This is a genomic window from Frigoribacterium sp. CFBP 13729 (assembly GCF_014841875.1).
Taxonomy (GTDB): domain Bacteria; phylum Actinomycetota; class Actinomycetes; order Actinomycetales; family Microbacteriaceae; genus Frigoribacterium.
Genome location: NZ_JACYUR010000001.1, coordinates 1,037,449 through 1,060,148 on the forward strand (window position 1 = coordinate 1,037,449; position 22,700 = coordinate 1,060,148).

At 69.9% G+C, this 22,700-nt stretch carries 21 protein-coding genes and 1 tRNA gene; 7 read left to right on the plus strand and 15 right to left on the minus strand.

Annotation, left to right across the window (positions count from 1 at the left end; genetic code table 11):
- Positions 1 to 5 precede the first annotated feature (5 nt).
- The 3 genes from IFT77_RS17145 to IFT77_RS04645 form a co-directional block, all read right to left on the minus strand.
- Positions 6 to 296, minus strand: coding sequence for a DUF4244 domain-containing protein (locus tag IFT77_RS17145; RefSeq protein WP_192169313.1), 291 nt, complete (start codon positions 294 to 296; stop codon positions 6 to 8).
- Between the two features lie 107 nt (positions 297 to 403).
- Entirely contained in the window at positions 404 to 1,366 is a 963-nt protein-coding gene (locus IFT77_RS04640) for a type II secretion system F family protein (RefSeq protein WP_192169314.1), read from the minus strand.
- Complete coding sequence (locus IFT77_RS04645) at positions 1,363 to 2,160, minus strand: ATPase, T2SS/T4P/T4SS family (RefSeq protein ID WP_192169315.1); 798 nt, start codon at positions 2,158 to 2,160, stop codon at positions 1,363 to 1,365. The genes IFT77_RS04640 and IFT77_RS04645 overlap by 4 nt, the downstream gene beginning before the upstream one ends.
- Between IFT77_RS04645 and IFT77_RS04650 the strand changes: the two genes are divergently transcribed.
- Entirely contained in the window at positions 2,149 to 3,636 is a 1,488-nt protein-coding gene (locus IFT77_RS04650; protein ID WP_192169316.1) for a recombinase family protein, read from the plus strand. The two genes, IFT77_RS04645 and IFT77_RS04650, sit on opposite strands and share 12 nt — an antisense overlap.
- 46 nt (positions 3,637 to 3,682) lie before the next feature.
- On the opposite strand, the gene IFT77_RS04655 is transcribed toward IFT77_RS04650, so the two are convergent.
- Together IFT77_RS04655 and IFT77_RS04660 are read right to left on the minus strand one after the other, a co-directional pair.
- Entirely contained in the window at positions 3,683 to 4,564 is an 882-nt protein-coding gene (locus tag IFT77_RS04655; protein ID WP_192169317.1) for a hypothetical protein, read from the minus strand.
- 163 nt (positions 4,565 to 4,727) lie between these two features.
- The gene (locus IFT77_RS04660) at positions 4,728 to 5,492 is read right to left on the minus strand and encodes a DUF5343 domain-containing protein (RefSeq protein ID WP_192169318.1); all 765 of its coding nucleotides are present in this window, start codon (positions 5,490 to 5,492) and stop codon (positions 4,728 to 4,730) included.
- A gap of 453 nt (positions 5,493 to 5,945) precedes the next feature.
- On the opposite strand from IFT77_RS04660, the gene IFT77_RS04665 reads away from it, so the two are divergent.
- The gene (locus IFT77_RS04665) at positions 5,946 to 6,206 is read left to right on the plus strand and encodes a hypothetical protein (protein WP_192169319.1); all 261 of its coding nucleotides are present in this window, start codon (positions 5,946 to 5,948) and stop codon (positions 6,204 to 6,206) included.
- A 411-nt stretch (positions 6,207 to 6,617) separates the two neighbouring features.
- Positions 6,618 to 7,955: an AAA family ATPase gene (locus tag IFT77_RS04675; protein ID WP_192169321.1), complete on the plus strand. Its 1,338-nt coding sequence runs from the start codon at positions 6,618 to 6,620 to the stop codon at positions 7,953 to 7,955.
- 94 nt (positions 7,956 to 8,049) lie between these two features.
- Here IFT77_RS04675 and IFT77_RS04680 read toward each other — a convergent pair whose 3' ends face one another.
- Together IFT77_RS04680 and IFT77_RS04685 are read right to left on the minus strand one after the other, a co-directional pair.
- Positions 8,050 to 8,244, minus strand: a complete 195-nt coding sequence (locus tag IFT77_RS04680; RefSeq protein WP_192169322.1) for a hypothetical protein — start codon at positions 8,242 to 8,244, stop codon at positions 8,050 to 8,052.
- A gap of 377 nt (positions 8,245 to 8,621) precedes the next feature.
- Positions 8,622 to 8,996 carry a hypothetical protein gene (locus IFT77_RS04685; protein ID WP_192169323.1) on the minus strand — a complete coding sequence of 125 codons (375 nt, stop codon included), beginning with the start codon at positions 8,994 to 8,996 and terminating at the stop codon, positions 8,622 to 8,624.
- A gap of 388 nt (positions 8,997 to 9,384) precedes the next feature.
- On the opposite strand from IFT77_RS04685, the gene acs reads away from it, so the two are divergent.
- Positions 9,385 to 11,370: an acetate--CoA ligase gene (gene acs / locus IFT77_RS04690; RefSeq protein WP_192042121.1), complete on the plus strand. Its 1,986-nt coding sequence runs from the start codon at positions 9,385 to 9,387 to the stop codon at positions 11,368 to 11,370.
- 65 nt (positions 11,371 to 11,435) lie between these two features.
- Here acs and IFT77_RS04695 read toward each other — a convergent pair whose 3' ends face one another.
- Both IFT77_RS04695 and IFT77_RS04700 read right to left on the minus strand, forming a co-directional pair.
- On the minus strand, positions 11,436 to 11,915 hold the full coding sequence (locus tag IFT77_RS04695) for an Atu1372/SO_1960 family protein (protein WP_192042122.1): 480 nt from the start codon (positions 11,913 to 11,915) through the stop codon (positions 11,436 to 11,438).
- A complete protein-coding gene (locus tag IFT77_RS04700) occupies positions 11,915 to 12,073 on the minus strand; it encodes a hypothetical protein (RefSeq protein ID WP_166644750.1) in 159 nt (52 codons plus the stop codon). Before IFT77_RS04700 ends, IFT77_RS04695 begins: the two co-directional genes overlap by 1 nt.
- A 50-nt stretch (positions 12,074 to 12,123) precedes the next feature.
- Between IFT77_RS04700 and IFT77_RS04705 the strand changes: the two genes are divergently transcribed.
- The 3 genes from IFT77_RS04705 to IFT77_RS04715 all read left to right on the plus strand — a co-directional run bounded on the left by IFT77_RS04705 (position 12,124) and on the right by IFT77_RS04715 (position 15,790).
- Entirely contained in the window at positions 12,124 to 14,676 is a 2,553-nt protein-coding gene (locus tag IFT77_RS04705; protein WP_192042123.1) for a transglycosylase domain-containing protein, read from the plus strand.
- Entirely contained in the window at positions 14,673 to 15,623 is a 951-nt protein-coding gene (locus IFT77_RS04710) for a metallophosphoesterase (protein WP_192042124.1), read from the plus strand. The genes IFT77_RS04705 and IFT77_RS04710 overlap by 4 nt, the downstream gene beginning before the upstream one ends.
- A 93-nt stretch (positions 15,624 to 15,716) precedes the next feature.
- A tRNA-Pro gene (locus tag IFT77_RS04715) sits at positions 15,717 to 15,790 on the plus strand.
- Positions 15,791 to 15,973: 183 nt separating this feature from the next.
- Here IFT77_RS04715 and IFT77_RS04720 read toward each other — a convergent pair.
- The 6 genes from IFT77_RS04720 to IFT77_RS04745 form a co-directional block, all read right to left on the minus strand.
- Positions 15,974 to 16,579, minus strand: a complete 606-nt coding sequence (locus IFT77_RS04720; protein WP_123546649.1) for a thymidine kinase — start codon at positions 16,577 to 16,579, stop codon at positions 15,974 to 15,976.
- Positions 16,579 to 17,328, minus strand: coding sequence for a response regulator (locus tag IFT77_RS04725; RefSeq protein ID WP_123546650.1), 750 nt, complete (start codon positions 17,326 to 17,328; stop codon positions 16,579 to 16,581). Before IFT77_RS04725 ends, IFT77_RS04720 begins: the two co-directional genes overlap by 1 nt.
- Complete coding sequence (locus tag IFT77_RS04730) at positions 17,315 to 18,463, minus strand: hypothetical protein (RefSeq protein WP_192169324.1); 1,149 nt, start codon at positions 18,461 to 18,463, stop codon at positions 17,315 to 17,317. The genes IFT77_RS04725 and IFT77_RS04730 overlap by 14 nt, the downstream gene beginning before the upstream one ends.
- On the minus strand, positions 18,460 to 19,764 hold the full coding sequence (locus tag IFT77_RS04735) for a sensor histidine kinase (protein ID WP_192042126.1): 1,305 nt from the start codon (positions 19,762 to 19,764) through the stop codon (positions 18,460 to 18,462). The genes IFT77_RS04730 and IFT77_RS04735 overlap by 4 nt, the downstream gene beginning before the upstream one ends.
- Before the next feature lie 161 nt (positions 19,765 to 19,925).
- A complete protein-coding gene (locus IFT77_RS04740; RefSeq protein WP_192169325.1) occupies positions 19,926 to 21,038 on the minus strand; it encodes an Rv2578c family radical SAM protein in 1,113 nt (370 codons plus the stop codon).
- 100 nt (positions 21,039 to 21,138) lie between these two features.
- Positions 21,139 to 22,629, minus strand: coding sequence for a malate:quinone oxidoreductase (locus IFT77_RS04745; RefSeq protein WP_192042128.1), 1,491 nt, complete (start codon positions 22,627 to 22,629; stop codon positions 21,139 to 21,141).
- Positions 22,630 to 22,700 lie beyond the last annotated feature (71 nt).

Consider the following 22,700-nt stretch of genomic DNA (forward strand, 5'->3'; position numbering starts at 1 on the left):
GTGTCTCAGCCGACCGACAAGGCCGAGCGCACGAGGTCGCTCAGGACCCCGCGCACCTCGTCCGACCTCATGATCACGACCAGGAGCCCCGCGAAGCCCACGGCGGCCATGATCACGATCGCGTACTCCGCCGTGGCGGCCCCGTCCTCCGACAGCCACCGCCTCCTGGTCCGGGAGGCGCGGTCGGCCCGCCCGGCAGCGGTGACGGGGACGGGGACGGGGACGGGGACGGGGACGGGGACGGGCGGGAAAGTACGGTCGGCGGCTGCGGTCGTGGTCGTGGGGCTCGTGCTCATGTGCTGCTCTCTCTCGTCGGTGGCGACCACGTGTCGTGGTCGGGAGCGAGTCTCCGACGACGGGGCGCACTGCCGCCGACCACGTCGCGCCTCCTGGGCACGGACGGTCAGAGGACCTCGGCTGTGGAGGAGAGGAGCGCGACGACGAGCGGGACGACCCCCACCACGAGGAACGCCGGCAGCACGCAGACACCCAGGGGCAGCATCAGGGTCGATCCCAGCCTGGACGCCGCTGAGCGCGCCGCCGTCGTCGCGTCGAGACGGCGCTCCGCGGCCGCCGCGCGCAGCAGCGCGCCCGCCGGGGCTCCCGCCCGCCGCGAGAGCTCCAGGACCGTCTCTCCGCCCCCGTCGTCCTCGATGCCGGCTGCCGGGCTGTCCCGACAGGCCTCGTCGACGAGGTCGAGGCCGCCCTGCCAGGACCCGCCCCCGGAGACGGCCACGGCGAGGAGCTCGAGGCGGAGGCTCGGCACGGAGGCGCTCGGGACGGCCGAGCGGACCAGCCGACCGTTCCAGGTACGGGCGGCGAGCACGAGCGCTCCTCCCGTCACGAGACACCCCCACCCCACCGGGCTGCCGAAGAGCACCGAGGCGGTGTCGAAGCCGAGCCCCAGGGAGAAGAGGAGACCCACCGGGGGGAGGGCGAGCACGATCCGCCCGGTCGAGCGCGGGCCGCTCAGCGCCACCTCCACCTCGCGTCGAGCGGCGTCGGCCTGGCGGAGGGCGGCCACGAAGCTGCCCAGGCACTCGGCGAGCGGAGCCCCGCTCCGCTCCGCCACATGCCAGGCGCAAGCGACCTGGGCCCACTCGACCGCGTGCCGGTCCCCGTCCCGGGCCGTGCCGAACGGCAGGTGCTCGAGGGCCTGCCGCAGGGACGCCGACACGGGGATGCCCTCGTCCGCGCAACGGCCGACGTGGGACGCGACGGCACGGACGGGCCCGTCAGGCTCGGCCTCGCCCACGTGCCTCCAGGCGGACGCAGGCGTGACGCCGGCCGAGAGGAGGACGGCGAGTCGATCGACGACGGTCGCCGCGGGGGTGGGCGGAGGTCGCCGACGGCCCCGCCCGGTCACCGGCCCCGTCGGCCGCCGGCGTCGGCGCCGACGAGGCCCTCCCGGGCCGTGAGCTCGCCGGACGCCGACGTGCCGAGGCTGCCGATGACGGCCAGCCGCCTCCGTCCGCCTGCCCGGTCGAGGTGGAAGACGGCGTCGAGAGCGCTGACGGCCTGGCGGGCCAGGGCCGCCGGCGCGAGGCCGGCGACCGCCCCGAGCGCCTCGAGACGGGCAGGGACGTCCGCGAGGCCGTTCGCGTGCAGGGTCCCTGCCCCGCCGTCGTGTCCGGTGTTCAGCGCCGACAGGAGGTCGCGGACCTCGACTCCACGGACCTCCCCCACGACGAGGCGGTCGGGACGCATGCGGAGCGCTTCCCGCAGCAGCCGTGCGAGGTCGACGCCGCCCACCCCCTCGAGGTTCGGCTGGCGGGCCTCGAGCGAGACCACGTGGGGATGGACGACCCGGAGCTCGGCCACGTCCTCGACGGTGACGATGCGGTCGCCCGGCGACGCCGCCGCCAGCATGGCCGCCAGGAACGTGGTCTTGCCGGTGCCTCCCGCGCCCGTGACGAGCACGTTGGCTCGTCGGTCCACGCACGACCGGACGACGCCCTCGTCGGCGTCGGCGAAGAAGCCGGCCCGGCTCAGGTCGTCGAGCGTCGGGGGCACGACCCGGGGGAAGCGGATGGACAGCGCCGTGCCCGACGTCGAGATCGGCGGCAGGACGACGTGCACGCGCACGCCGCCCGGGAGCCGTACGTCGACGCACGGGCTCGCTTCATCAAAACCATAAAATTTGACACTATGGAAGAACATCAAACGGTCGGAAGCGCCCAGACGGGCCTCCCGGCCGCAATCTACGCCCGGATCAGCCGCGACAAGGCCGGAGCAGGGCTCGGTGTGGACCGCCAGGAGGCGGACTGCAGGGCTCTCGCGGAACGGCTCGGCTGGGACGTGGTGGCGGTCTTCGTGGACAACGACATCAGCGCCTACGACCGCCGCAAGGTGCGTCCGGAGTACCGATCGATGCTCGAAGCGGTGAGGACCGGACAGGTCCGGGGCGTGGTGGCCTGGCACCCCGACCGGCTTCACCGCCGGGCAGCCGAACTCGAGGAGTTCATCACCGTGGCCGAAGCGCACAGCCTCGAGATTCAGACCGTCCAGACAGGTTCGTACGACCTCGCGACCTCATCGGGACGCATGGTCGCTCGCATGCTCGGAGCAGCGGCCCAGCACGAGGTGGACCACAGCCGGGAGCGGGTGCAGCGAGCGAAGGAGCAGGCAGCCGCGAGCGGGAAGTACCGCGGCGGCATCCGCCCCTTCGGCTTTGAGAAGAACGGCGTGACGATCCGCGAGTCGGAGGCTCAGGTGATCCGCGACACGACGAAGGCTGTGCTCGCAGGACGCACTCTCGCGGCCCTGACGCGCGAGCTCAACGAGCGCGGTGTCCAGACTTCTGGACGCTCCGAGACGTGGAAGTACGGCGCTCTGCGGGACATGCTGATCCGCCCTCGAAATGCCGGCCTGCTGGCCCGTGGCTTACCCGGCAAGAAGGGACAGTCCTACGAGTTCGAGGTGCTGGGACCCGCCTTGTGGCACGCGATCGTGTCCGAGGACGAGTGGCGCGCCCTCGTAGGGCTCGTCACGGACCCCTCGCGCCGCCTGACGCCCTCCAACGAGACGAAGTGGCTCGGGTCAGGCATCTATCGCTGCGGAGTCCTCGTCGTGGATGAGCACGGCCAAGAGCACCCTTGTGGCGGCACGCTCCGCGCGACCCCCCACGGCGGAACGTACGCCCGCCAGTACGAGCGCCGCTACCTGTACCGGTGCACGGAGTCAGCCCACCTCACTGTCGGTCAGAAGCAGACCGACGAGTACGTGCGCGGCGTCCTCGCTGAACTTGTGCGAGACCCACGAATCGTCGCCGCGATGAGCCCGAGCACACCCGACCTCGCGGCGGACCGCGAGAAGCGCACCGCGCTCTCCGCACGACTCGAAGCGTTCGAGACGGACTACGCGCTCGGGAACATCACCGGCACCCAACTCGCGAAGGCCACCGCCACCGTGGAAGCCGAACGCGCGAAGGTGGACGCGAGGCTAGCCAAGGGCCTCAGCCGGTCCGCGTCGTCGTCCGTCCTCCGCGCTCCTGACCCCGGTCAGGCATTCCTCGACGCGCCAATCGACGTCCAACGCGCCGTCCTCGCATCGGTGCTCCGCGTCGAGGTGTTGCCCGCGTTCTCCCGCGGCTCGAAGTGGAGCGCCGAAAGACTGCGGATCGTTCGAGCAGGCTAGTCAGCAGGGCGCCGTCGTGACCTCGACGCCCTGCTGACCGCTCCAGCTAGAACTTGCCGTCGACGAACGCGGTGAACGCCTCCACGAGGTCCTGCTGCGACTTCAGGGCGCGGTTCGTGACACGGATGTTCGTGTCACGCCCCGGCTCGAGGCCCTTCTGCTTCTTCAGGACCTTCTTCGGCGTCTTCACGGGCTTCCCGCTGACGTACACCGTCGTCTCGAACTGCGCGTAGGACAGGACGATGGTGCTCCAGAACCGGCGCGCGCCCATCAGGATACGCTTGCGTGCCCACCCGTTCGGGACGAGCAGGAGCGGCTCGCCGTCGACGACGGGCAGCTCCACTTCGGCCTTGTCCCACATCGACGTCGCCGGGTCCCAGACCTGCCGAGTGAACGTCTTCACGCCCTCCCCCACAGACCGGAACTGCGGGTACTTAACGATCATGTCCGCCGTGAAGTCAGCCAGCGGACCGTAGATGATCCTCGTCGTGAGGTCCGACGTGATGTCGTTGTCGACACCTTCGACGAAGAGCGGGATGTGTTCCACCTGCTTGAACACGCCGACCGTGATGAGCGCCCGCACGTCCCCGAGAAGGGCGTTCCAGATGTCGGTGCCCACCTTCAGGGCACCTCCGTGTCCGTGGAACCCTGCCTTCGCCATCCCGAGGCGCGTCTCCCGCGGCTCGGAGAACTGCTGCAGGAGTTCCTCACCTTCTTTGAGCGCCGCCGACGTACCGAGGATGATGCGGTTCGTGACGGCGTCGAAGAAGGTGTCCAGGCAGTTCACCGCGTTCGTCGCGAAGGGCGACGGCGAACCCATGAGACGGATGACGTGGGGGTCCACGTACAGCCGGTTGTCGTCGTCGAGGTCGACGTCGATGAACGGCAGCGGCCCCTTGATCTTGTAGTAATTGCTGAGGAGATTCACGATCTCACTTCCTGTTCGGTGGCCCGAGGGGAAGCGTGAGACGCCGGTTGCGTCTCAAGGATGAATCGCTACACTGCTGGAGACTCATCAGTCACCAACCGTGCCCTCGTGCCGGTTCCTGGTCCTCCGTCGTTGGAGCGGCGGCGGACCAGAAGTCTTTTGCCTATCGCATTCGCTCACCCTCGCTGCGATTCGGCTTGTAGTTCGTCACGCGGTCAACGAGGTCCATCACGAAGTCGCGATCCTCCTTCGAGAGGCTGAAGAGGTCGACGTCGAGAGCAATATCGACGGCCCCTCCCGACGACAGCTTCAAGCGGTGCCGTGACGGAGTGCCCGAAGGCGGAGTCGTAACGAGGGTGCTGGACCAAGTCGAGCGAGAGCGCCGTCGGGATACTTCGGCGCCAGACGCCTCTTCCAGCCCCTTCGAGCCAATCAGGGCCTGGGCCTCAGCAGCCCCCTCGGCCTGCACGAGAGCTTCTGCCATGATCACGCGCGGCTCTTCTGAAGGTGTCATACGCGCCTGTCGCAGGAGGTGTGTGAAGAGCGTCACCATGCGGTCCCGCTGACTCGGCGGTCCGAATTGGTTGAAGGCTTCAGCGACTTCCTCCTGGGTTGCTAGCTTCGGATCGACGTAAGCGAATACTGGGGCGTACACACGACGCACGAGCGCGCCGAGCTTCGAGGAGAAGTCAGTACGCGACCGCGTCGCAAGTCCGTCGAACGCTTCCGTCGCAACGCAGTCCTCATCGATCAGCTCGAGAAGCCTCAACGACTGGACGGTTCGGGGCACGATGCTCTCCCGAATCCCGAGATCGCTCAACTCCTGAGGCCCGAAACGTGTCAACTCCGGGTTACGCCGCTTCGCGGTCAGCGCGTTCGCGATCGCGCTCCAGGGCGCGTAGGGCGCGGCTCCACCTGATTCGATCACTGCGGCCTCCTTTCGTGGCTCGTACCGAGTGTACAGTACGAAACCGCTCAAGTACAGCGGGTTACGTTACAAGCGCTTTATTCGAATTTGTGTTCGGCAAGCGATCGTCGATATGACGGTACCCGTAACCCCATCAGCGGCCTCGATCGGAGCAGGCGCGCGGAAGTTTGGCGTTTCGCGGCTCGAACAGCACCGATCTGAACTCCAGTACGCGAGAGACAGGAAGATCCGTCAGATCGGCGCTGGGCGGGGCGGGAAACGTCGAACTTCCGCTTGGCTGCACGCTCGCAACGTGGGAAACTCCAACTAGCGAAGGACGAGCCGCTGGCTCGCCTCGCTCCTCCCCCGAGAGCGGACCGTTCAGTGGCTTGGGAGCGTGGACTCTGCTGGCACCACCAAGGCCGACCAGCGGACAGAACGGATGTCGATTCCGACTTTAGGAACCCGTCCGCCATGTCTAAGTACGTCAACGAGGCCTCTGCGGCCAACCACTTCAACGTCCACCCCCGAACGATCTCCAACTGGATCGGCAAGGGCTTCATCCACGGCTTCGACGACGGTCGCGGCTCAATCTTCGTCGACATCGACGAGGTAGAGCACGTCCTCCCGGACAACCCTCACATGCGAGACGGACGCCGCTCGCGCTACAGCTCCAACGCCAAGATTGTCCCTCTGCCGATCGTTCGTGATGCTGTCGCCGAGGACGTCAAATGAGCGCCATCGCAGCGGCGCTCGATGCACGCGACCGTCAAGAAGCTGCTCGTGCTCGGGCACGCACCCTGCCGCAGCTGACTGACGCGCAGGTCGCGCGCGTCGCCGCACTGCTCACGCTGGGACGTGCTCCGGAGGCGACCCGATGAGCGCCAAACTCCCACCGATCAAGAATCCGAACAGCCCTTCCCGACACGGCTCACCGGAGGACTGTGACGAGTGCGGACGCCGGTTCCGGCCTTGGGCCAAGGGTGGTCGGTTCTGCTCCGTGGCGTGCCGCTCTGACTGGTGGGGACGACGCATGCGTTCGCTGCACCCACCGAAGCCTCGCCCAACCGTGAGCCCTGAACAGGCGCGCGCGATCCGCGCCGAGACCAGGGCTGCGCTCGACAACCTCAGAAAGCGACTGGACGGATGAACCGCGAGACGTACGACCAGTTCGCGACCTTCGAGCACGAGGGACAAACGCTGACCCGTGCACCCCGCTTCGTGATCATCGAGCACGAACGACTCGTGTACGACCCGGACGCGAGACCCGGCCGACTGGGCTGGGCTCACGATTGGGGAACACTCACGCCTGAGGCAGCGGACGAACGGCGGGCGATCCTCGCCGACGGCACGTTCTGGCGCGACGCTGAGCGGCTAAGCCCGGCGCAGACGAACTACGAACGAGCCAAGATCCTCCGAACGTACGACGGACTGCCCAACGCCTTCGCGAGCCGCCCCAGCGGCGCCGTGCGGCCCTACATCCCGGGACTCTGGCACCACCAGTCCGTGCCGATGCTCGGTGGTCCTCCGAAGGTCGGGAAGTCCCTACTCGTCTGCGACCTTGCCGCGGCGCTTGTGATCGCCGGCCGGCGGTTCCTCGACCACTTCGGGCCCGTGGACGTGACGCCGGAGGAACGCGCTCGTCCAATCGTGCTCGTCAACGCCGAGAACCCCGAGGAAGACATGCACGAGGCGTTGCTTGCGACTGGCCTCGAGTACGACGCTATGGGCGACCCGTATCCGTTCTACTTCGACCCCGACGACGACGGGACGGGGTCGATGCTGTTCGTCGTGCACCTCGAAGCCGCAGGCGGTGCCGATACGTTCGACCTCACGAAGCAGGACATCTACGACCGCTGGGAGTTCGAGCTGCTGGGGCTCGCACTAGTGGCGGGACCTCCCCTGACGCTGATCGTGGATGGGGTGACGGCCATCCTCAACAGCGACACGACGCGGTACGGCCGGTGGTACTCGGAGTTTCGCAGGCTGTTGAAGTCCGTGGATGTGCCGAACGGGCTTGCAACAGGTCACACGGGGATGAAGAACAGCTACCTGATGAACGGCGTCGAGTCCATGGCCGGTCAAGACGGGCTGTGGACGTACGAAGCGAACGAGCCTTACGTGAACCCCCGAGCACTGCGACGATTCCGGACCGTGCCACGGCTTCACGCGCCCGCCGTCGACCCCGCGCCGGTCGTCATGGGCGAGGACGGGCGACTCCGGCTAGGCCCCTCGGGAGTCGCGAGGGACCGGGCTCAGGAGGCTCAGCCGTCGCCCGACGACAAGCGCCGCTACCTGCGCAACCAGATCGCCGCCCTGACCGCCGCGCGACAAGACACCTTTACGAAGGCGGTGTGCGGGACGGGCGAGGCCTACACGGAGTACGCGGCCATCCTCCGGCAGATGGAACAAGACGGCGAAGTGCGGAAGGAACCCAAGAGAGGGGGCTTCGTCTGGTCCTTGATGACCCCCGAACCGGACTGAGTTCCGAGCAGCCGAGTTGCGGGTTGTCGGGTTACTAGGGAGTGGAGTTCGGAGAACTCCCCTAGGAAACCCAAAACCCGAAACCCGCTACGGCTCAGCGTCCAGAGAGCCCAAACGCAGGGCCGAACCAGTCGAAGTGCCGGTCCACGGCCTCACGGTGCGCGTCCGGCTCGGTGACTCGCTTCACGGCCGTCCACGACCTCGTGGCAAGGGCGGTTCGGGACGGCTGGTACGAGAACGTCTGAGTGCGTGCCGTCATCGTCTGGGTGGTCTTCTGCTGCTCGCTCATGGCTGCTCCTTCATCTCCTTCATCGGAAAGGCAACGCCCGGTCAGGGAACCCGACCCGAGCGCCGTGGTCGTGCCCAGTGCACAAAGCCTTCGGCCGCGTTCCGCATGAAGTCGGGCGCCCAGATTAAGCGTCGCCAATCGCTGCCTACTATAGGTCGAAACCGTGCCTGCAACAGTAGTACGGTGTGACCAGAGCGCGGTAAGCCTCTCCCCCACCCAAGGACGCCACCGGCAGTAAGGCCGGGCCTGATGACACCCTGGGCCCACGCGCACGGCCTCGGAGACCTTGCAACCGATCTTCGGGCGGCGTCAGCATCCAGGAGGCTCGAAAACGCGGACGTGACCAGCAAAAAGTGAGAATGGTCGGGCAAAATCTGTCAAAAAGTTGGTTTTGACTCGTCCACGTGACGTCCGCCCCGTGCGACGAGCCTCACGGCGAGGTCGCGCACGGCCGCCTCGGAGAGGTGGACCCGCGGCTCGGGGCGTGCGCCTCCTCCTCGGTCCACCCACGTCCCCGCCCCGCCCGTGACGAAGACGTCGGTCACGTCGGGGTCGTCCAGGAGGGGAGCGAGCGCTCCCAGCCACGACCTGTCGACCCGAGGGCCGTGTACCCCGTTCACGACCTGTGTACCCCATCTCGCGGCGGCACCCGGCGGGGCCGCCGCGACGAAGCGCCCGGGCTCCGAGGCGAGGGCGACGAACGGGTGGTCGGGGGTGAGGCCCGGGGTGGGGGCGGGAGGCGCTCCGGTCATGTCCGGACGCTAGCTGCCCCGGCACGACCGAGACAGACAGGGCTGTGCATCCTGGGGAGGAAGGTCAGGCGGGACGCTCTGGGGAGGAATCACCCGGGTGATCGTCGGACGATCCACGGGGAAAAAAGAGGGGCGGCACCAGTTGGGGGGAACTGGTGCCGCCACGGCAGCGCTGGATCGGGGGGAATCGCTCGCGCTGCACACCGGGGTTGAATCCGGACGAGCTCACTGTACCCCACGAAGGCGGACGGGTGCCAGCGTCGCGACCGTGTCCGGTCCGCGCGCTTCGCTCTCCGGCCAGGCCCCTCGCCCGAGCGGCGACGCGGCCCGGAGTAGTCTCGCTCGGGGCGCGAGGCGCCCGCATCCGCAACGACGCGAGAGGACGACGATGGTCGACCGCCAGGACACCCCCACCAGCTCCGCCACGGACGAGGAGGCGGTGCAGTCCCCCTCCGACGCTGCCTTCCCCCCGTCGCCCGAGTTCGCCGCGCGGGCCGTGGCCGGACCCGAGCTCGTCGAGTCGGCCGCCGCCGACCGGCTCCTCTTCTGGGGCGACCAGGCGCGTCGGCGGCTGTCCTGGGACGTCGAGCCGACGGAGACCCTCGACTGGTCGGCAGCGCCCGTGGCCCGCTGGTTCGCCGACGGTCGCCTCAACGTCGCGTACAACTGCCTCGACCGGCACGTCGAGGCCGGGCACGGCGACCGCGTCGCGCTCCACTGGGAGGGCGAGCCGGGCGACAGCAGGTCGGTCACCTACGCCGAGCTCACCTCCGAGGTGAGCAGGGCCGCGAACGTCCTCGCCTCGATGGGCGTCGTGGCCGGCGACCGCGTCGTCATCTACCTGCCCCAGGTCCCGGAGGCGGTGGTCGCCATGCTCGCCGTGGCCCGGCTCGGCGCCGTCCACAGCGTGGTCTTCGGCGGCTTCAGCGCCGAGAGCCTCCGCGCCCGCATCGACGACGCGCAGGCAGTGCTCGTCATCACCGCAGACGGCGGGTGGCGGAAGGGCTCCGTGGCCCCCCTCAAGCCCGCCGTCGACGCCGCGCTCGCCGTCGGGGGCGAGTCCAGCGTCCGCGACGTGCTCGTCGTCCGCCGCGGCGGGAACGACGTCGGGTGGGTCGACGGTCGCGACCGGTGGTGGCACGAGGCGCTGGAGGGCGTCTCCGACCAGCACGAGCCCGAGTCGTTCGAGGCGGAGCACCCCCTGTTCATCCTGTACACGAGCGGGACCACCGGCAAGCCCAAGGGCATCCTCCACACCTCCGGCGGCTACCTGACGCAGGTCGCGACCACCCACGCGACGGTCTTCGACCTCCGTCCTGAGACCGACGTGTGGTGGTGCACCGCGGACGTGGGCTGGATCACGGGCCACAGCTACGTCGTCTACGGGCCGCTCGCGAACGGCGCCACCCAGGTGCTCTACGAGGGCACTCCCGACTCCCCCGCGCCGGGCCGGTGGTGGGACGTCGTCGAGAAGTACGGCGTCTCGCTCTTCTACACGGCCCCCACCGCGATCCGCGGCTTCATGAAGGCCGGCCGCGAGATCCCCCAGGCACGCGACCTGTCGTCCCTGCGCCTGCTCGGGTCGGTGGGCGAGCCGATCAACCCGGAGGCGTGGCTCTGGTACCGGGAGGTCATCGGCGCGGGCAGGACGCCGATCGTCGACACGTGGTGGCAGACGGAGACGGGGGCGATCATGATCTCCCCTCTGCCCGGGCTCACGTCGACCAAGCCGGGTGCGGCGCAGACCCCGCTGCCGGGGATCACGGTGGACGTCGTCGACGACCACGGCACCTCGGTGGCCGACGGGGAGAGCGGTCTGCTCGTCGTCGACGAGCCCTGGCCGTCGATGCTCCGGGGCATCTGGGGCGACCCTGAGCGCTACGCGGAGACGTACTGGAGCCGCTTCGGCGACCGCTACTTCGCCGGCGACGGCGCACGCCGCGACGAGGACGGCGACATCTGGCTGCTCGGCCGCGTGGACGACGTCATGAACGTGTCCGGCCACAGGCTCTCGACGGCGGAGATCGAGTCTGCGCTCGTCTCGCACCCCATCGTCGCCGAGTCGGCCGTCGTGGGCGCGGCGGACGAGACCACCGGCCAGGCCGTCGTGGCCTTCGTCGTGCTGCGCAACAAGAAGAAGAAGAGCCTCACCCCCGAGGAGGCGGCGGTCGCCCTGAAGGCGCACGTCGCGCAGCAGATCGGCGCGATCGCCCGGCCCCGCTCGATCGTGCTCGTGGACGAGCTGCCCAAGACGCGCTCCGGCAAGATCATGCGCCGCCTCCTCCGCGACGTCGCCGAGGGACGTGAGATCGGCGACACGACCACCCTGGCCGACTCGGCCGTCATGACGGTGATCTCGGCGGAGATGCGCTGACGGACGAGGCCCCGAGACGCGACGCCGACCCGGCGCTCGTCCCGGGGCCTCGGGTCCACCGTCGATCAGGCGGTCGGCACGACCTCGAGCAGGAGCTCCACCTCGACCGGGGAGTCGAGGGGCAGGACGGCGACGCCGACGGCGCTCCGCGCGTGGACGCCGACCTCGCCGAAGATCTCGCCCAGCAGCTCGGACGCCCCGTTGAGCACGCCCGGCTGCCCGGTGAACGCCGGGTCGGACGAGACGAACCCGGTGACCTTCACGACCCGCACCACGTCGTCCAGCGAGCCGAGCACGGAGGCGGCGGCGGCGAGTGCGTTGAGGACGCAGGTCGCGGCGAGCTCACGGGCGAGCGCGGGGGCGACGAGCCCCGGACCGTCGCCCACCTTGCCGACCACGGGCAGCGCGCCGTCGACGAAGGGCAGCTGCCCCGCCGTGTACACCGACGTCCCGACCCTGACGGCCGGCACGTAGACGCCCGCGGGGGCCGCCACCGTGGGGAGGACCAGGCCCAGCTCCGCGAGGCGGTCGTCGACGCGGGCCACTACGCCTCCTGCTTCTGGCGCTTCAGCCAGGCGACGGGGCCGCCCTCGGGGCCCTGGGTCACCTGGACCAGTTCCCAGCCGTCGCTCCCCCAGTTGTTCAGGATCGCGGTGCTGTTGTGCACCATGAGCGGCGTGGTCATGTACTCCCAAAGGACCATTTGTGGTTCCTGTCAGCTCGGATGTCAGCGGTGTCACTTACCCTGATCTTATGTCTGCCCAAAAATCGAAGCCCACGTCCGTCATCGGGGCGCTCTTCGGGTTCGTCGGCTTCAGCGTCCTGGCCGGCCTCCTCGTGACCATCGGGGTGACCCCTGCCATCGCGGTCGCCGGCATGACGGCCTCGAGCACGATCGGGGTCTTCGAGTCGATCCCCGAGTACATCGAGATCGGCAAGCTGCAGCAGCGCAACACGCTGTACGCCAACCAGGGCGGGCAGGCCGTCCCCTTCGCGACGCTCTACAGCGAGAACCGCGTCGAGCTCAAGTGGGACCAGGTCTCGCAGTCCCTCAAGGACGCGGTCGTCGCCGGCGAGGACCGTCGCTTCTACGAGCACGGCGGCGTCGACGTCACCTCTCTCGTCCGCGCCGGCGTCGGCTCGCTGGGCGGCGGAGAGCTCGGGGCGAGCGGCGGCGGCTCGACGCTGACGATGCAGCTGGTCCGCAACATCCGGATCGCGCAGTCCCAGCTCATCGCCGACCCGGACGAGAAAGAGGCGGCCTACAAGGACGCGATCAAGACCACCATCGACCGCAAGCTCGAGGAGATGAAGTTCGCGATCGGGCTCGAGAAGAAGTACACGAAGGACGAGATCCTCCTCGCGTACCTCAACATCGCCTACTTCGGCGACCAGACCTACGGCGTCCAGGCCGCCTCCCAGCACTACTTCAACAAGAACGCGAGCGACCTGAACACGCAAGAGGCGGCGAGCCTCATCGCGATCGTCCAGTACCCGGACACGCGCAACCTGTCGAGCCCGGAGAAGTACGAGGGCAACAAGGCGCGTCGTGACGTCATCCTCAAGTCGATGTACGCCGAGGGCTTCATCGACAAGCCCACGGAGGAGGCGTCGCTCGCGTCGGACATCGCGAGCTACGTCGTGCTCACGGCTCCGACGCAGGGATGCGCGGCGGTCACGGCACCCGGCGCCCAGTACTTCTGCGACTACGTCAAGAAGAACATCAAGAACCTCGCCGTCCTCGGCTCCACCGAGGAGGAGCGGCTCGCGAACTGGAACACGGGCGGGCTGAACGTCTACACGACGCTCGACCTCGACCTGACGGCGAACGCCAAGGGCCAGCTCGACCAGTGGGCCCCCGCCAGCGAGACCAGGGTCCGGCTGGGCAGCGTGGTCAACTCGGTCGAGGCCGGGACGGGCCGCATCATCGTGATGACGCAGAACACGACCTTCTCCGAGCTCGACACCGGCGACCGCACGCAGACCTCGGTCAACTTCAGCACGGATCGGGACTACGGCGGGTCGACCGGCTTCCAGCCCGGCTCGACCTTCAAGCCCTTCACCCTGATCGACTGGATCGAGCAGGGCCACGGCATCACCGAGTCCGTCGACGCAACGCCACGCACCTTCTACCTGAAGGCGGGCGGCGAGCGACAGGGCGGCTGGGCCCCCAAGAACGACGATGGATCAAGACCCGGCCAGATGGCGGTCACGACCGCGACGGCACAGTCCGTCAACACCGCCTACGCGGCGATGGCGTCCAAGCTCGACCTCAACGACATCCGCGACGTGGCACAGCGACTGGGCGTCCACCGCGCCGACGGCGGCGAGATCAGCAACTTCTCGTCCTCCATCCTCGGCACGGCCGACGAGATCGCCCCGCTGACGATGGCCACGGCCTACGCGGCCATCGCGGCTGGCGGCAAGTACTGCGCGCCGATCGTGGTCGACAACATCGTCAACGACGACGGCGTGGCCCTCGGCGGGCAGGCCCAGGAATGCTCGCAGGCTGTCGAGCCCGCGGTGGCCGCGGCCGCCGCGAAGGCCATGTCCGGCCTGTGGTCGAACGGCACCGGTCGCGGAGCGCTCCCCGGCGACGGCTTCGAGGAGATCGGCAAGACGGGGACGACCGACAAGAAGGAGTCCATCTGGATCATCGGCGCGACGACGAAGCTCGCGACCGCGATCTGGCAGGGCAACTGGACCGGCCCCAAGGTCAACCTGCGGTCCATCGGCTCGCCGATCAAGGGAGGCAACTACGCCGCCACCCGAGCGCAGCTCTTCAAGGCCGTGCAGACGGTGAACAACACGAAGTACCCGGGCACCGACTTCCCCGAGGCCAATTCGCGGCTCGTGCGCGGCTCCGGCGTCTCGGTCCCCGAGCTGTCCGGCAGCAGCGTGAGCGCGGCACAGACCATGCTGAAGGGACTCAACCTCGTCTACGCCGACGGCGGCACGCAGCCGTCCGCGTTGCCTGCCGGCCAGGTGGTGGCGAGCGACCCGGTCCCCGGGACGGTGCTGTCCAAGGGAGCCACGGTGACGGTCTTCACGAGCGACGGGTCCGGCGCCGCCGCGATCCCCGACGTGCGGGGGCAGAGCATCGCCAACTCCAAGACGGCGATCGCCGCGGCTGGCTTCTCGGCCGACAAGGTCGCCGTGACCGGGTTCGCCGCAGGCGACGGGAAGAACCAGTGTCGCGTGGCGGCGACGGACCCCGCCGCGGGGACCTCCGTCGCGAAGGACTCCGGCATCGGGCTGACCCTGTACGGCAACCCGCAGGGCGCCGATCCGGGTGGCTGCAAGTGACGCCCCTCCCCCTCGGCAGGGCGACGGCCGCGACCGCACTGGCGGGCGCGGCCGTCGGCCTGGGTGCCCTCGCCTGGGGCAGCCTCGTCGAGCGCAACCGCTTCACCGTCCGACACGAGGTGCTGAACGTCCTCGAGGCCGGCTCCCGTCCGCTGACGATCCTGCACCTGAGCGATCTGCACCTGGCCCCGTGGCAGACCGAGAAGCAGGAATGGGTGCGTGGGCTGGCCGTCTACGAACCGGACCTGGTCGTCAACACGGGTGACAACATCGGGCACGTCGACGCCCACGCAGCCCTGGAGCACACCCTCGAGCCGTTCCGCGGGGTGGCCGGTGTCTTCGTCAACGGCTCGAACGACTACTACGGGCCGGTCCCCAAGAACCCGTTCGCCTACTTCGGCGGCCCCAGCGGCGTCACCCGGACCCCCACGCCCCTCGACATCGGCCGGATGGAGTCGTTCTTCGCCGACCTCGGGTGGCTCGACCTCAACAACGCCGCCCGAGCGATCGAGATCAGGGGATCCCGCCTCGAGCTGTTCGGCGTCAACGACGCACACCGTGGCTGGGATCGTCTCGACCGCCTCCCCGGGGCGCTCGACGACCTGCGCGAGAACGTGCGCTGGCACGACGACCGACGAGGACCTGACCCCATCAGCATCGGAGTCACCCACGCGCCCTACCAGCGCGTCCTCAACTCGTTCGTCAACAACGGGGCCGACGTCATCTTCGGAGGGCACACGCACGGCGGCCAGGTCCGGGTGCCCGGCTACGGCGCGCTCGTCACCAACTGTGACGTGCCTCGTGGCAAGGTCAGCGGGCTCAGCACCTGGAGCCACGCGCGCAAGACCGCCCACCTCGAGATCTCCGCCGGTCTCGGGACGTCGATCTACGCACCGGTCCGCTTCGACTGCCGTCCCGAGGCCGTCGTCCTGACGCTCACGGCCTGACGAGGGCTCACGGGGCCTGGTGGTGCGAGCGGGTCCAAAGATCCGCTATCCTTGTCAGGTTGCTCCACTCGGCCCCTGGGCCGAGCGACACCTCGGGGTGTGGCGCAGCTTGGTAGCGCGCCTCGTTCGGGACGAGGAGGTCGTGGGTTCGAATCCCGCTACCCCGACGAGATGTGAAAAGGCCAGACCCTTCGGGTCTGGCCTTTTCTCATGTGCCTGCTGGTGGGGCGGTCCCCGCCCGCCCCACACCGAACGAGGAGGCCAGACCCTTCGGGGTCTGGCCTCCTCTCGTGTGCCTGCTGCTCGGGGCGGTCCCCGCCCGCCGCAGGACGGAGCCTGCGCCCCCGGGGTCAGGCGAGGCGGCCGTCGCTCTCGGCCAGGTAGCAGGCACCGCAGAGCGACTCGTACGTGACCTCCCGGCCGTCGATGGCGACCTGGTCACCGTCGAAGACGAAGCGGTCGCCGACCTTGCGCGCGTTGAAGACCGCCTTGCGGCCGCACCGACAGATGGTCTTGAGCTCCTCGAGCGAGTGCGCCACCTCCAGGAGTCGGCGACTGCCCGGGAAGGCGATCGTCCGGAAGTCCGTCCTGATCCCGTACGCGAGGACGGGGACGCCCTCGAGCACCGCGATGCGCAGCAGGTCGTCCACCTGGACCGGAGTGAGGAACTGCACCTCGTCGACGAGCAGGCACGACAGGTCGGTCCCCGTCTCCGCCCGCACGCGCTCCCGCGAACGGCAGAACACCTCCCGCACGTCGTCGTCGGGAGCGAACGTCACGTCCACGGGCCGGGTGACGCCCAGCCGGGAGACGATCGCGTCGTCGCCCTTGGTGTCGACCCGCGGCTTGGCCAGCAGGACGCGCTGGCCGCGTTCCTCGTAGTTGTAGGCGGCCTGGAGCAACGCCGTGCTCTTGCCGCTGTTCATCGCGCCGTAGCGGAAGTACAGCTTCGCCACTACTGCAGGTAGCCGTCCTCCGCCGCACGACGGATCAACTCGGACTTCTTGCTCGCGGGCCTGTTGGCCTTCGCGTACTTCTCGCGGACGCGACGGAGGTAGGTCTTCGCCGTCTCGTACTGCACGTTCATCTGGGCTGCGACCTCGTTGGTGCTGAAGCCGGACACGTAGAGGCGGAACGCCTCCGACTCGCCTGCGCTGAGCTTCGGGCGGCTCTGGTTCGCGGCCCCCACGGGCAGCGGGCGCCAGTCGCGCTGAGGCGACGCGTCACGAGCCACGCCCATGACCTGGCGGGCCGCGTCCATCACCTCGCGCATCGGCAGCGCCTTCGAGAGGAACGCCGACGCACCGGCGTCGAGCGCGCGCTCACGCGACTCACGCGTGTCGAGGCTCGACAGCACGATCACCTTGGCGCCGGCGGCGCGGCACGTGCGGACCCGGGCCTCGATGGAGACCGGCTCCTTCAGCTGGAAGTCGAGGAAGACGAGGTCGGTCGGGAAGTTGTCGCTGTGCACGAGCTGCAGCCAGGTGTGCGCCGTGAGGACCAGGTCGAAGTCGTAGGCGTTGACGTTGATCCAGCTCGACAGGCTGTCGAGCAGGACCTCGTGGTCGTCGAGGATGGCGAGGCGGACGCGACGGGTCGCGGGCCCCTCGGAACCAGGCCCGACCGTGCTCCACGACGGGGCAGCGGCTGGCCGGCCGAAGCCCGGACGGAGGGACGAGCGGCCGCTCGGCTCAGTGCTGGTCATAAGAAAACCTTAGTGTCAGGAGGGGCGGGGCGGGATCGACCTGCAGGTCGTCGAAGACGATCCGCACGACGGCGAGGTAGGGCGCGAAGCGGTGGCGGACGGCGGACTCGGACGAGGCGGTGGCGACGCTGATGCGGGCCTCGACCCGCTCCTCCTCGGCGTCCAGCCCCTGGTCGAGCTCGATGCGGACGGTGTCGGGCCGCACGGCGTCGCTCTCGCCGAAGGCGACGAGCAGGGCCCGCAGCGACGTGCGGTGCGCGGCCGTCATCCGGCCGGCTGCCCGGCCGACGTCGACGACGACCCCGGACACGCGGGTGGAGGGGTCGGCCAGCACCTGCTCGAGCCAGCTGCGGTCCGCCTCGGCGACCATGGTGCTGCGGAGGTCGGCGCTGATGCGGCGGGCCCGCTCGACGTCCGCCTCCGTGACGACGCCCGCGGCGACGACCTCGCCGAAGAACGGCGCGACGTCGCGGTTCAGGATGGTCACCCTGTCCTGCTGCACGCTCCGGGCGACGCTCGAGCGGAACTCGTCGGCGCTGGCCTGACGAGCCGAGGAAGCGCCCGCGATCCATCGCTCCACCAGCGTCGTGAAGGCGGCCGAGAACGACGCCCCGGCGAGCGAGAGCGCCAGCACCGGGGTCACGGCGACCACGACGAACACCAGGACGGGGACATCGGTGAGGAACGCCTCCCTCTCGACGAGCACGACCGCCGTGAGCACCACGGCGGACGCCAGCCCCGCGACCACGAGGTCGAGTGCGGGCCGGTACGGCGCGAGGCCCACGAGGAGCAGCCCGACGGCGAGGGAGGCCCAGTCGTCTCTGACCATGGAGTTGTGGCCGGCCGAGGCGACGGCGGCGAGGACTCCGGCGAGGGCACCGAGCCCGACGACGCCCGCGACCGACCACCGGGTGAGCGGTGCCCGGAGCGGACTCGACGCGAGCACCAGGACGACCCCGGCCGCCCCGAGCGCCGCGAGGGCCCCGACGGCAGCGGCGGGCGTCACGATCTCGTCGCGCGTGACGACGGTCGACACCGCCGCGTAGACGACCGCCGCGACCGCGGCGAGCGCCGTGACGGGGCGGGAGCTGAGGGCGCCGAGCGGATCGACCTGCTGCGGGCTGCGGCGGCTCACGGTGCTCCCCCGCCGGCTGTGCGGGACGCCAGGTCGACGGGGCCGGGATCGGCGGTGACCGGGCTGGCCTCCGTCGCCGCACCAGGCGCGACGACCGACTCGGCCGGTGCGACCGGGACGCGGAGCATGACCGACGTGCCACTGCCGGGCGAGGACCAGATCTGCGCCGAGCCCCCCACCCGCCTCGTCCTGGCCTCGACCGAGTTCTTGAGGCCGAGCCTGTCGGGCGCCGTGGCCGCGGCGTCGAAGCCGACCCCGTCGTCGATGACCATCACCGTCAGGTCGACGCCGTCGCCGTACACGACGACCTCGGCACGATCGGTGCCGCTGTGCACGGCGACGTTGGTGAGGCACTGGGCCACGGCGAGGCCCAGGGCGCGGCAGACCGCGGGCGCGAGCCGCGTCACGGCGCCGAGGTCTCCCGTGACGCCGACCTCGAGCCCGCCCTCGCGCGCCCGTGCGACGGCGTGTCCCAGCTCGGACGTCGTCCAGTCGCCCGGCCCGGTCGTCGGGGAGGCCGGCGCCGGGGCCCTGGTCTCGTCGACGAGCCACTCCTGGCCGACGAGCACCTCGAGGTCGGTCGCCATCGACGCCGCGGTCGCCGGGTCGAGCGGGCCGGGCCCGCCGGCCGTGATGGAGGCGAGGTGGTTCAGCACCGTGTCGTGCAGCAGCGCAGACGCCTGCTGTTCCACGTCGTGGCGGATGGCCTGCTTCTGCTGGTCGAAGGCCGCCCGGTGCAGGCTCGGCTGGGCACGGTCGACCCGTCCCCGTGCGAGCAGGGACGACGTCGCCGTCACGGAGACGAGGAGCCACGCGAAGAGGACCGCGACGTCGAGACGCGGCGTCCCGCCGGTCTGCCACGTCGCCAGCTGGGTGACGAGCTCCCCCAGGGCGAAGCCCGCGGTGGCCCAGAGCAGGCTGCCCCGGGAACGCAGCCCGCTGCCTCCGACCATGACGAGGGCGATCTTCGGCAGGGAGAGCGAGAAGGCGTCCGACGCCTGGACCGCCGGGATCTGCGCGAACAGGGTCACGGCGTACCAGTAGAGGCACGCCGAGCCGATGGCGAGGTACGCGAGCACGGCGGTCGTGCTGCGGAACCGCTCGACGACGAAGAGCATGCCGAGCATCGGCAACAGCGCCACGAGGGCAGGCCAGAGCAGGTACGACGGCTCGGCGACCTGGTTCACGATCAGCAACAGGCCGGCACTCGCGAGGACGACGCTCGCGATGACGTGGCAGGCACGGGACAGCGCCCGGCCCACGGTCTGCGGGACGAGGTGTGCGGGGAGGCCGAGCAGCATGGCGGCCCCCTCCTGGTCGACGTGTCGGGCAGGACGATCATGCCAGAACGAGGACTCGTCCTGTACCCCGTTATCTAGGGTCACCTCGCGGGACGGGGCCGAGCCGCCGGGGCGGCTGTGCCCCGACCTCGGGGACGGAGGGACGACCAACGCTGCCGCGGTCAGAAGAGACGTGGCTGAGACGACCGTGCACCGCCCGGCAGCTCGTGGGCGATGAGCGACCGGGGCCGTCCGTCCGCGCCGAAGCCCAGCGTGCCCCTGGCCGCCGCCGCGTCGTCGAGGGCGCTCGAGCGGGTGGAGCCCGTCGCCGGGTCGGCCGTGCCGTGCTCGAGCCCGTGCTCGGCCAGGAGGGGCCGCATGCGGGCCGCGAGCCACTTGCGGTAGCCGAGGGGCGCGTAGGTGCTCGTCGCGTACATGTCGCGGTACCGCGTGACGAGCTCCGGGTGCTCGCGCTCGAGCCAGGCGGACCACCACTCCTTGACGCCGGGCTTGAGGTGCAGGGCCGAGTACAGCAGGCTCGTCGCCCCGGAGGCGCGCACGGCCGCCAGGGCCCGGTGCAGGTGGTCGAGGTCGTCGGTCAGCCACGGCAGGACGGGCATCATGAAGACGGAGCAGCGGAGCCCCGCGTCGGTCGCCGAGCGGACGGTCGCGAGACGCGCGGCGGTGGTCGGCGTGCCCGGCTCGACGGACTGCTGCAGGTCGTCGTCGTGGATCGCGATCGACATCGCGATGTCGACCGGCACGTGCTGGGCCGCCTCGACGAGGAGCGGCAGGTCGCGCCTCAGCAGGGTCCCCTTGGTCAGGATGCTGAACGGGGTGCCCGAGTCGGCCAGGGCCGCGATGATGCCCGGCATGAGCCGGTACTTGCCCTCGGCGCGCTGGTACGGGTCGGTGTTCGTGCCGAGCGCGACGGGGTGGTGCTGCCACGACGGGCGACGCAGCTCACGGGACAGCACCTCGGCGACGTTCACCTTGACGACGATCTGCCGGTCGAAGTCGTCGCCGCCGTTGAGGTCGAGGTACTCGTGCGTCGGCCGCGCGAAGCAGTAGACGCAGGCGTGGCTGCACCCTCGGTAGGGGTTGATCGTCCAGCCGAAGGGCAGGGCGGAGTCGCTGCCGGGCACTCGGTTGAGGGCGCTCTTCGCGAGGATCTCGTGGAACGTCACCCCCGCGAACTCGGGCGTCGTCACCGACGCGACCAGGTTCGACAGCTTCGCCAGCCCGGGCAGGGCCGACGAGTCGGTCGCCGTCGTCGCCTGTTCGCTCCACCTCATGGTCAGAGTCGAACACATGTTCGATCGGACGTCAAGCCGAGACCGGCTCGCGCCTCCTCGGCTCGGCCCAGCTGGCCGAGCCGCGACCGGCAGCGTGCCGCTACGCGTGGATGCGCAGGGCCTCGGCGGTCGCCCCGAGCGTCGCGGCGGCTCGCGCCTCGTCGTCGGCGAGCTGGCCGCCGTAGGTGGGCACCATGCGGCGGAGCGTCGGGGTCCACCCGGCGATCCGGTCGGGGAAGCAGCGCTCGAGCACCGACAACATGATCGGCACGGCGGTGGAGGCGCCCGGCGAGGCGCCGAGGAGGCCCGCGATCGTGCCGTCCGCCGCCGAGACCACCTCGGTGCCGAACTGCAGCACGCCGCCCTTCTTCGCGTCCTTCTTGATGACCTGCACGCGCTGGCCCGCGGTGATGCGGTACCAGTCGGCCGGGTCGGCGTCGGGCATGAACTCCCGCAGCGACTCGAACTTGCTGTCGCTGCTCGCCATCAGCTGGCCGACCAGGTACTTGACGAGCGACAGGTTCGCCAGCCCCGCGCGGATCATCGGGTACAGGTTGTGCGGCCGGATCGAGGCGAAGAGGTCGAACCACGAGCCGTTCTTGAGGAACTTCGGGCTGAAGCCGGCGTACGGTCCGAACATCAGGCTCGCCTGGCCGTCCACGACACGGGTGTCGAGGTGCGGGACCGACATCGGGGGCGAGCCGACGGCGGCCTTGCCGTAGACCTTGGCCGCGTGCTTGGCCACGACGGCCGGGTCGTCGGTCCGGAGGAACTCGCCGCTGACCGGGAACCCGCCGAAGCCCTTGATCTCGTCGATGCCCGACTTCTGCAGCAGGTGCAGCGCGCCTCCCCCGGCGCCGACGAAGACGAACCGGGCGTCGACGCTCGTGGGCGTGCCGCCGACCTGACGGCGCATCGCGACCCGCCACGTGCCGTCGGCGAGCTTCGTCAGACCGGTCACGCGGTGGTCCAGCTCGATGCGCGCCTCGTTCTCCTCGAGGTAGGTCAGCAGGAGGCGCGTGAGGCTGCCGAAGTCGACGTCGGTGCCGGCCTCGATGCGCGTCGCGGCGATCGGCTGGTCCTTCGCGCGGCCCAGGATGAGGGACGGGGCCCACGAGCGGATGACGGAGGCGTCGGTGCTGAACTCCATGCCGGCGAACAGCGGGTGGCCCCGCAGCGCCTCGTGCCGCTTGCGCAGGTACTCGACGTTGGCCTCGCCCCAGACGAAGCTCATGTGGGGCGTCGAGTTGATGAAGGCGGACGGCTCGGGCAGGGCTCCCTCGGCGACGAGGAACGACCAGAACTGGCGTGAGACCTGGAACTGCTCGTTGACCTTGACGGCGCTGCTCGTGTCGATCGTGCCGTCGGCGCGCTCGGGCGTGTAGTTGAGCTCGCAGAGGGCGGAGTGACCGGTGCCCGCGTTGTTCCAGGGGTTGCTCGACTCCTGGGCGACGTCGCCGAGCGCCTCGTAGACCTGGATCGTCCAGGTGGGCTCGAGCTGCTTGATCATGGCGCCCAACGTGGCGCTCATGACGCCGGCCCCGATGAGGGCGACGTCGACGGGCTTCGTTGCCTTCGATGCTTCGGTCACGAGATGCAGTCTAGGCGCGGCGTCTGGGTACGGACCGGCCCCCGGCTCGACGACGAGCCCAGCGAGACGGC

Coding starts and splice junctions, on each gene's coding strand:
- IFT77_RS04680 (WP_192169322.1), bottom strand. CDS start 8,244: ATGAGCGAGCAGCAGAAGACCACCCAGACGATGACGGCACGCACTCAG.
- IFT77_RS04700 (WP_166644750.1), bottom strand. CDS start 12,073: ATGGTCCTTTGGGAGTACATGACCACGCCGCTCATGGTGCACAACAGC.
- acs (WP_192042121.1), top strand. CDS start 9,385: ATGGTCGACCGCCAGGACACCCCCACCAGCTCCGCCACGGACGAGGAG.
- IFT77_RS04645 (WP_192169315.1), bottom strand. CDS start 2,160: ATGTTCTTCCATAGTGTCAAATTTTATGGTTTTGATGAAGCGAGCCCG.
- IFT77_RS04705 (WP_192042123.1), top strand. CDS start 12,124: ATGTCTGCCCAAAAATCGAAGCCCACGTCCGTCATCGGGGCGCTCTTC.
- IFT77_RS04735 (WP_192042126.1), bottom strand. CDS start 19,764: ATGCTGCTCGGCCTCCCCGCACACCTCGTCCCGCAGACCGTGGGCCGG.
- IFT77_RS04675 (WP_192169321.1), top strand. CDS start 6,618: ATGAACCGCGAGACGTACGACCAGTTCGCGACCTTCGAGCACGAGGGA.
- IFT77_RS04665 (WP_192169319.1), top strand. CDS start 5,946: ATGTCTAAGTACGTCAACGAGGCCTCTGCGGCCAACCACTTCAACGTC.
- IFT77_RS04650 (WP_192169316.1), top strand. CDS start 2,149: ATGGAAGAACATCAAACGGTCGGAAGCGCCCAGACGGGCCTCCCGGCC.
- IFT77_RS17145 (WP_192169313.1), bottom strand. CDS start 296: ATGAGCACGAGCCCCACGACCACGACCGCAGCCGCCGACCGTACTTTC.
- IFT77_RS04725 (WP_123546650.1), bottom strand. CDS start 17,328: ATGACCAGCACTGAGCCGAGCGGCCGCTCGTCCCTCCGTCCGGGCTTC.
- IFT77_RS04685 (WP_192169323.1), bottom strand. CDS start 8,996: ATGACCGGAGCGCCTCCCGCCCCCACCCCGGGCCTCACCCCCGACCAC.
- IFT77_RS04740 (WP_192169325.1), bottom strand. CDS start 21,038: ATGAGGTGGAGCGAACAGGCGACGACGGCGACCGACTCGTCGGCCCTG.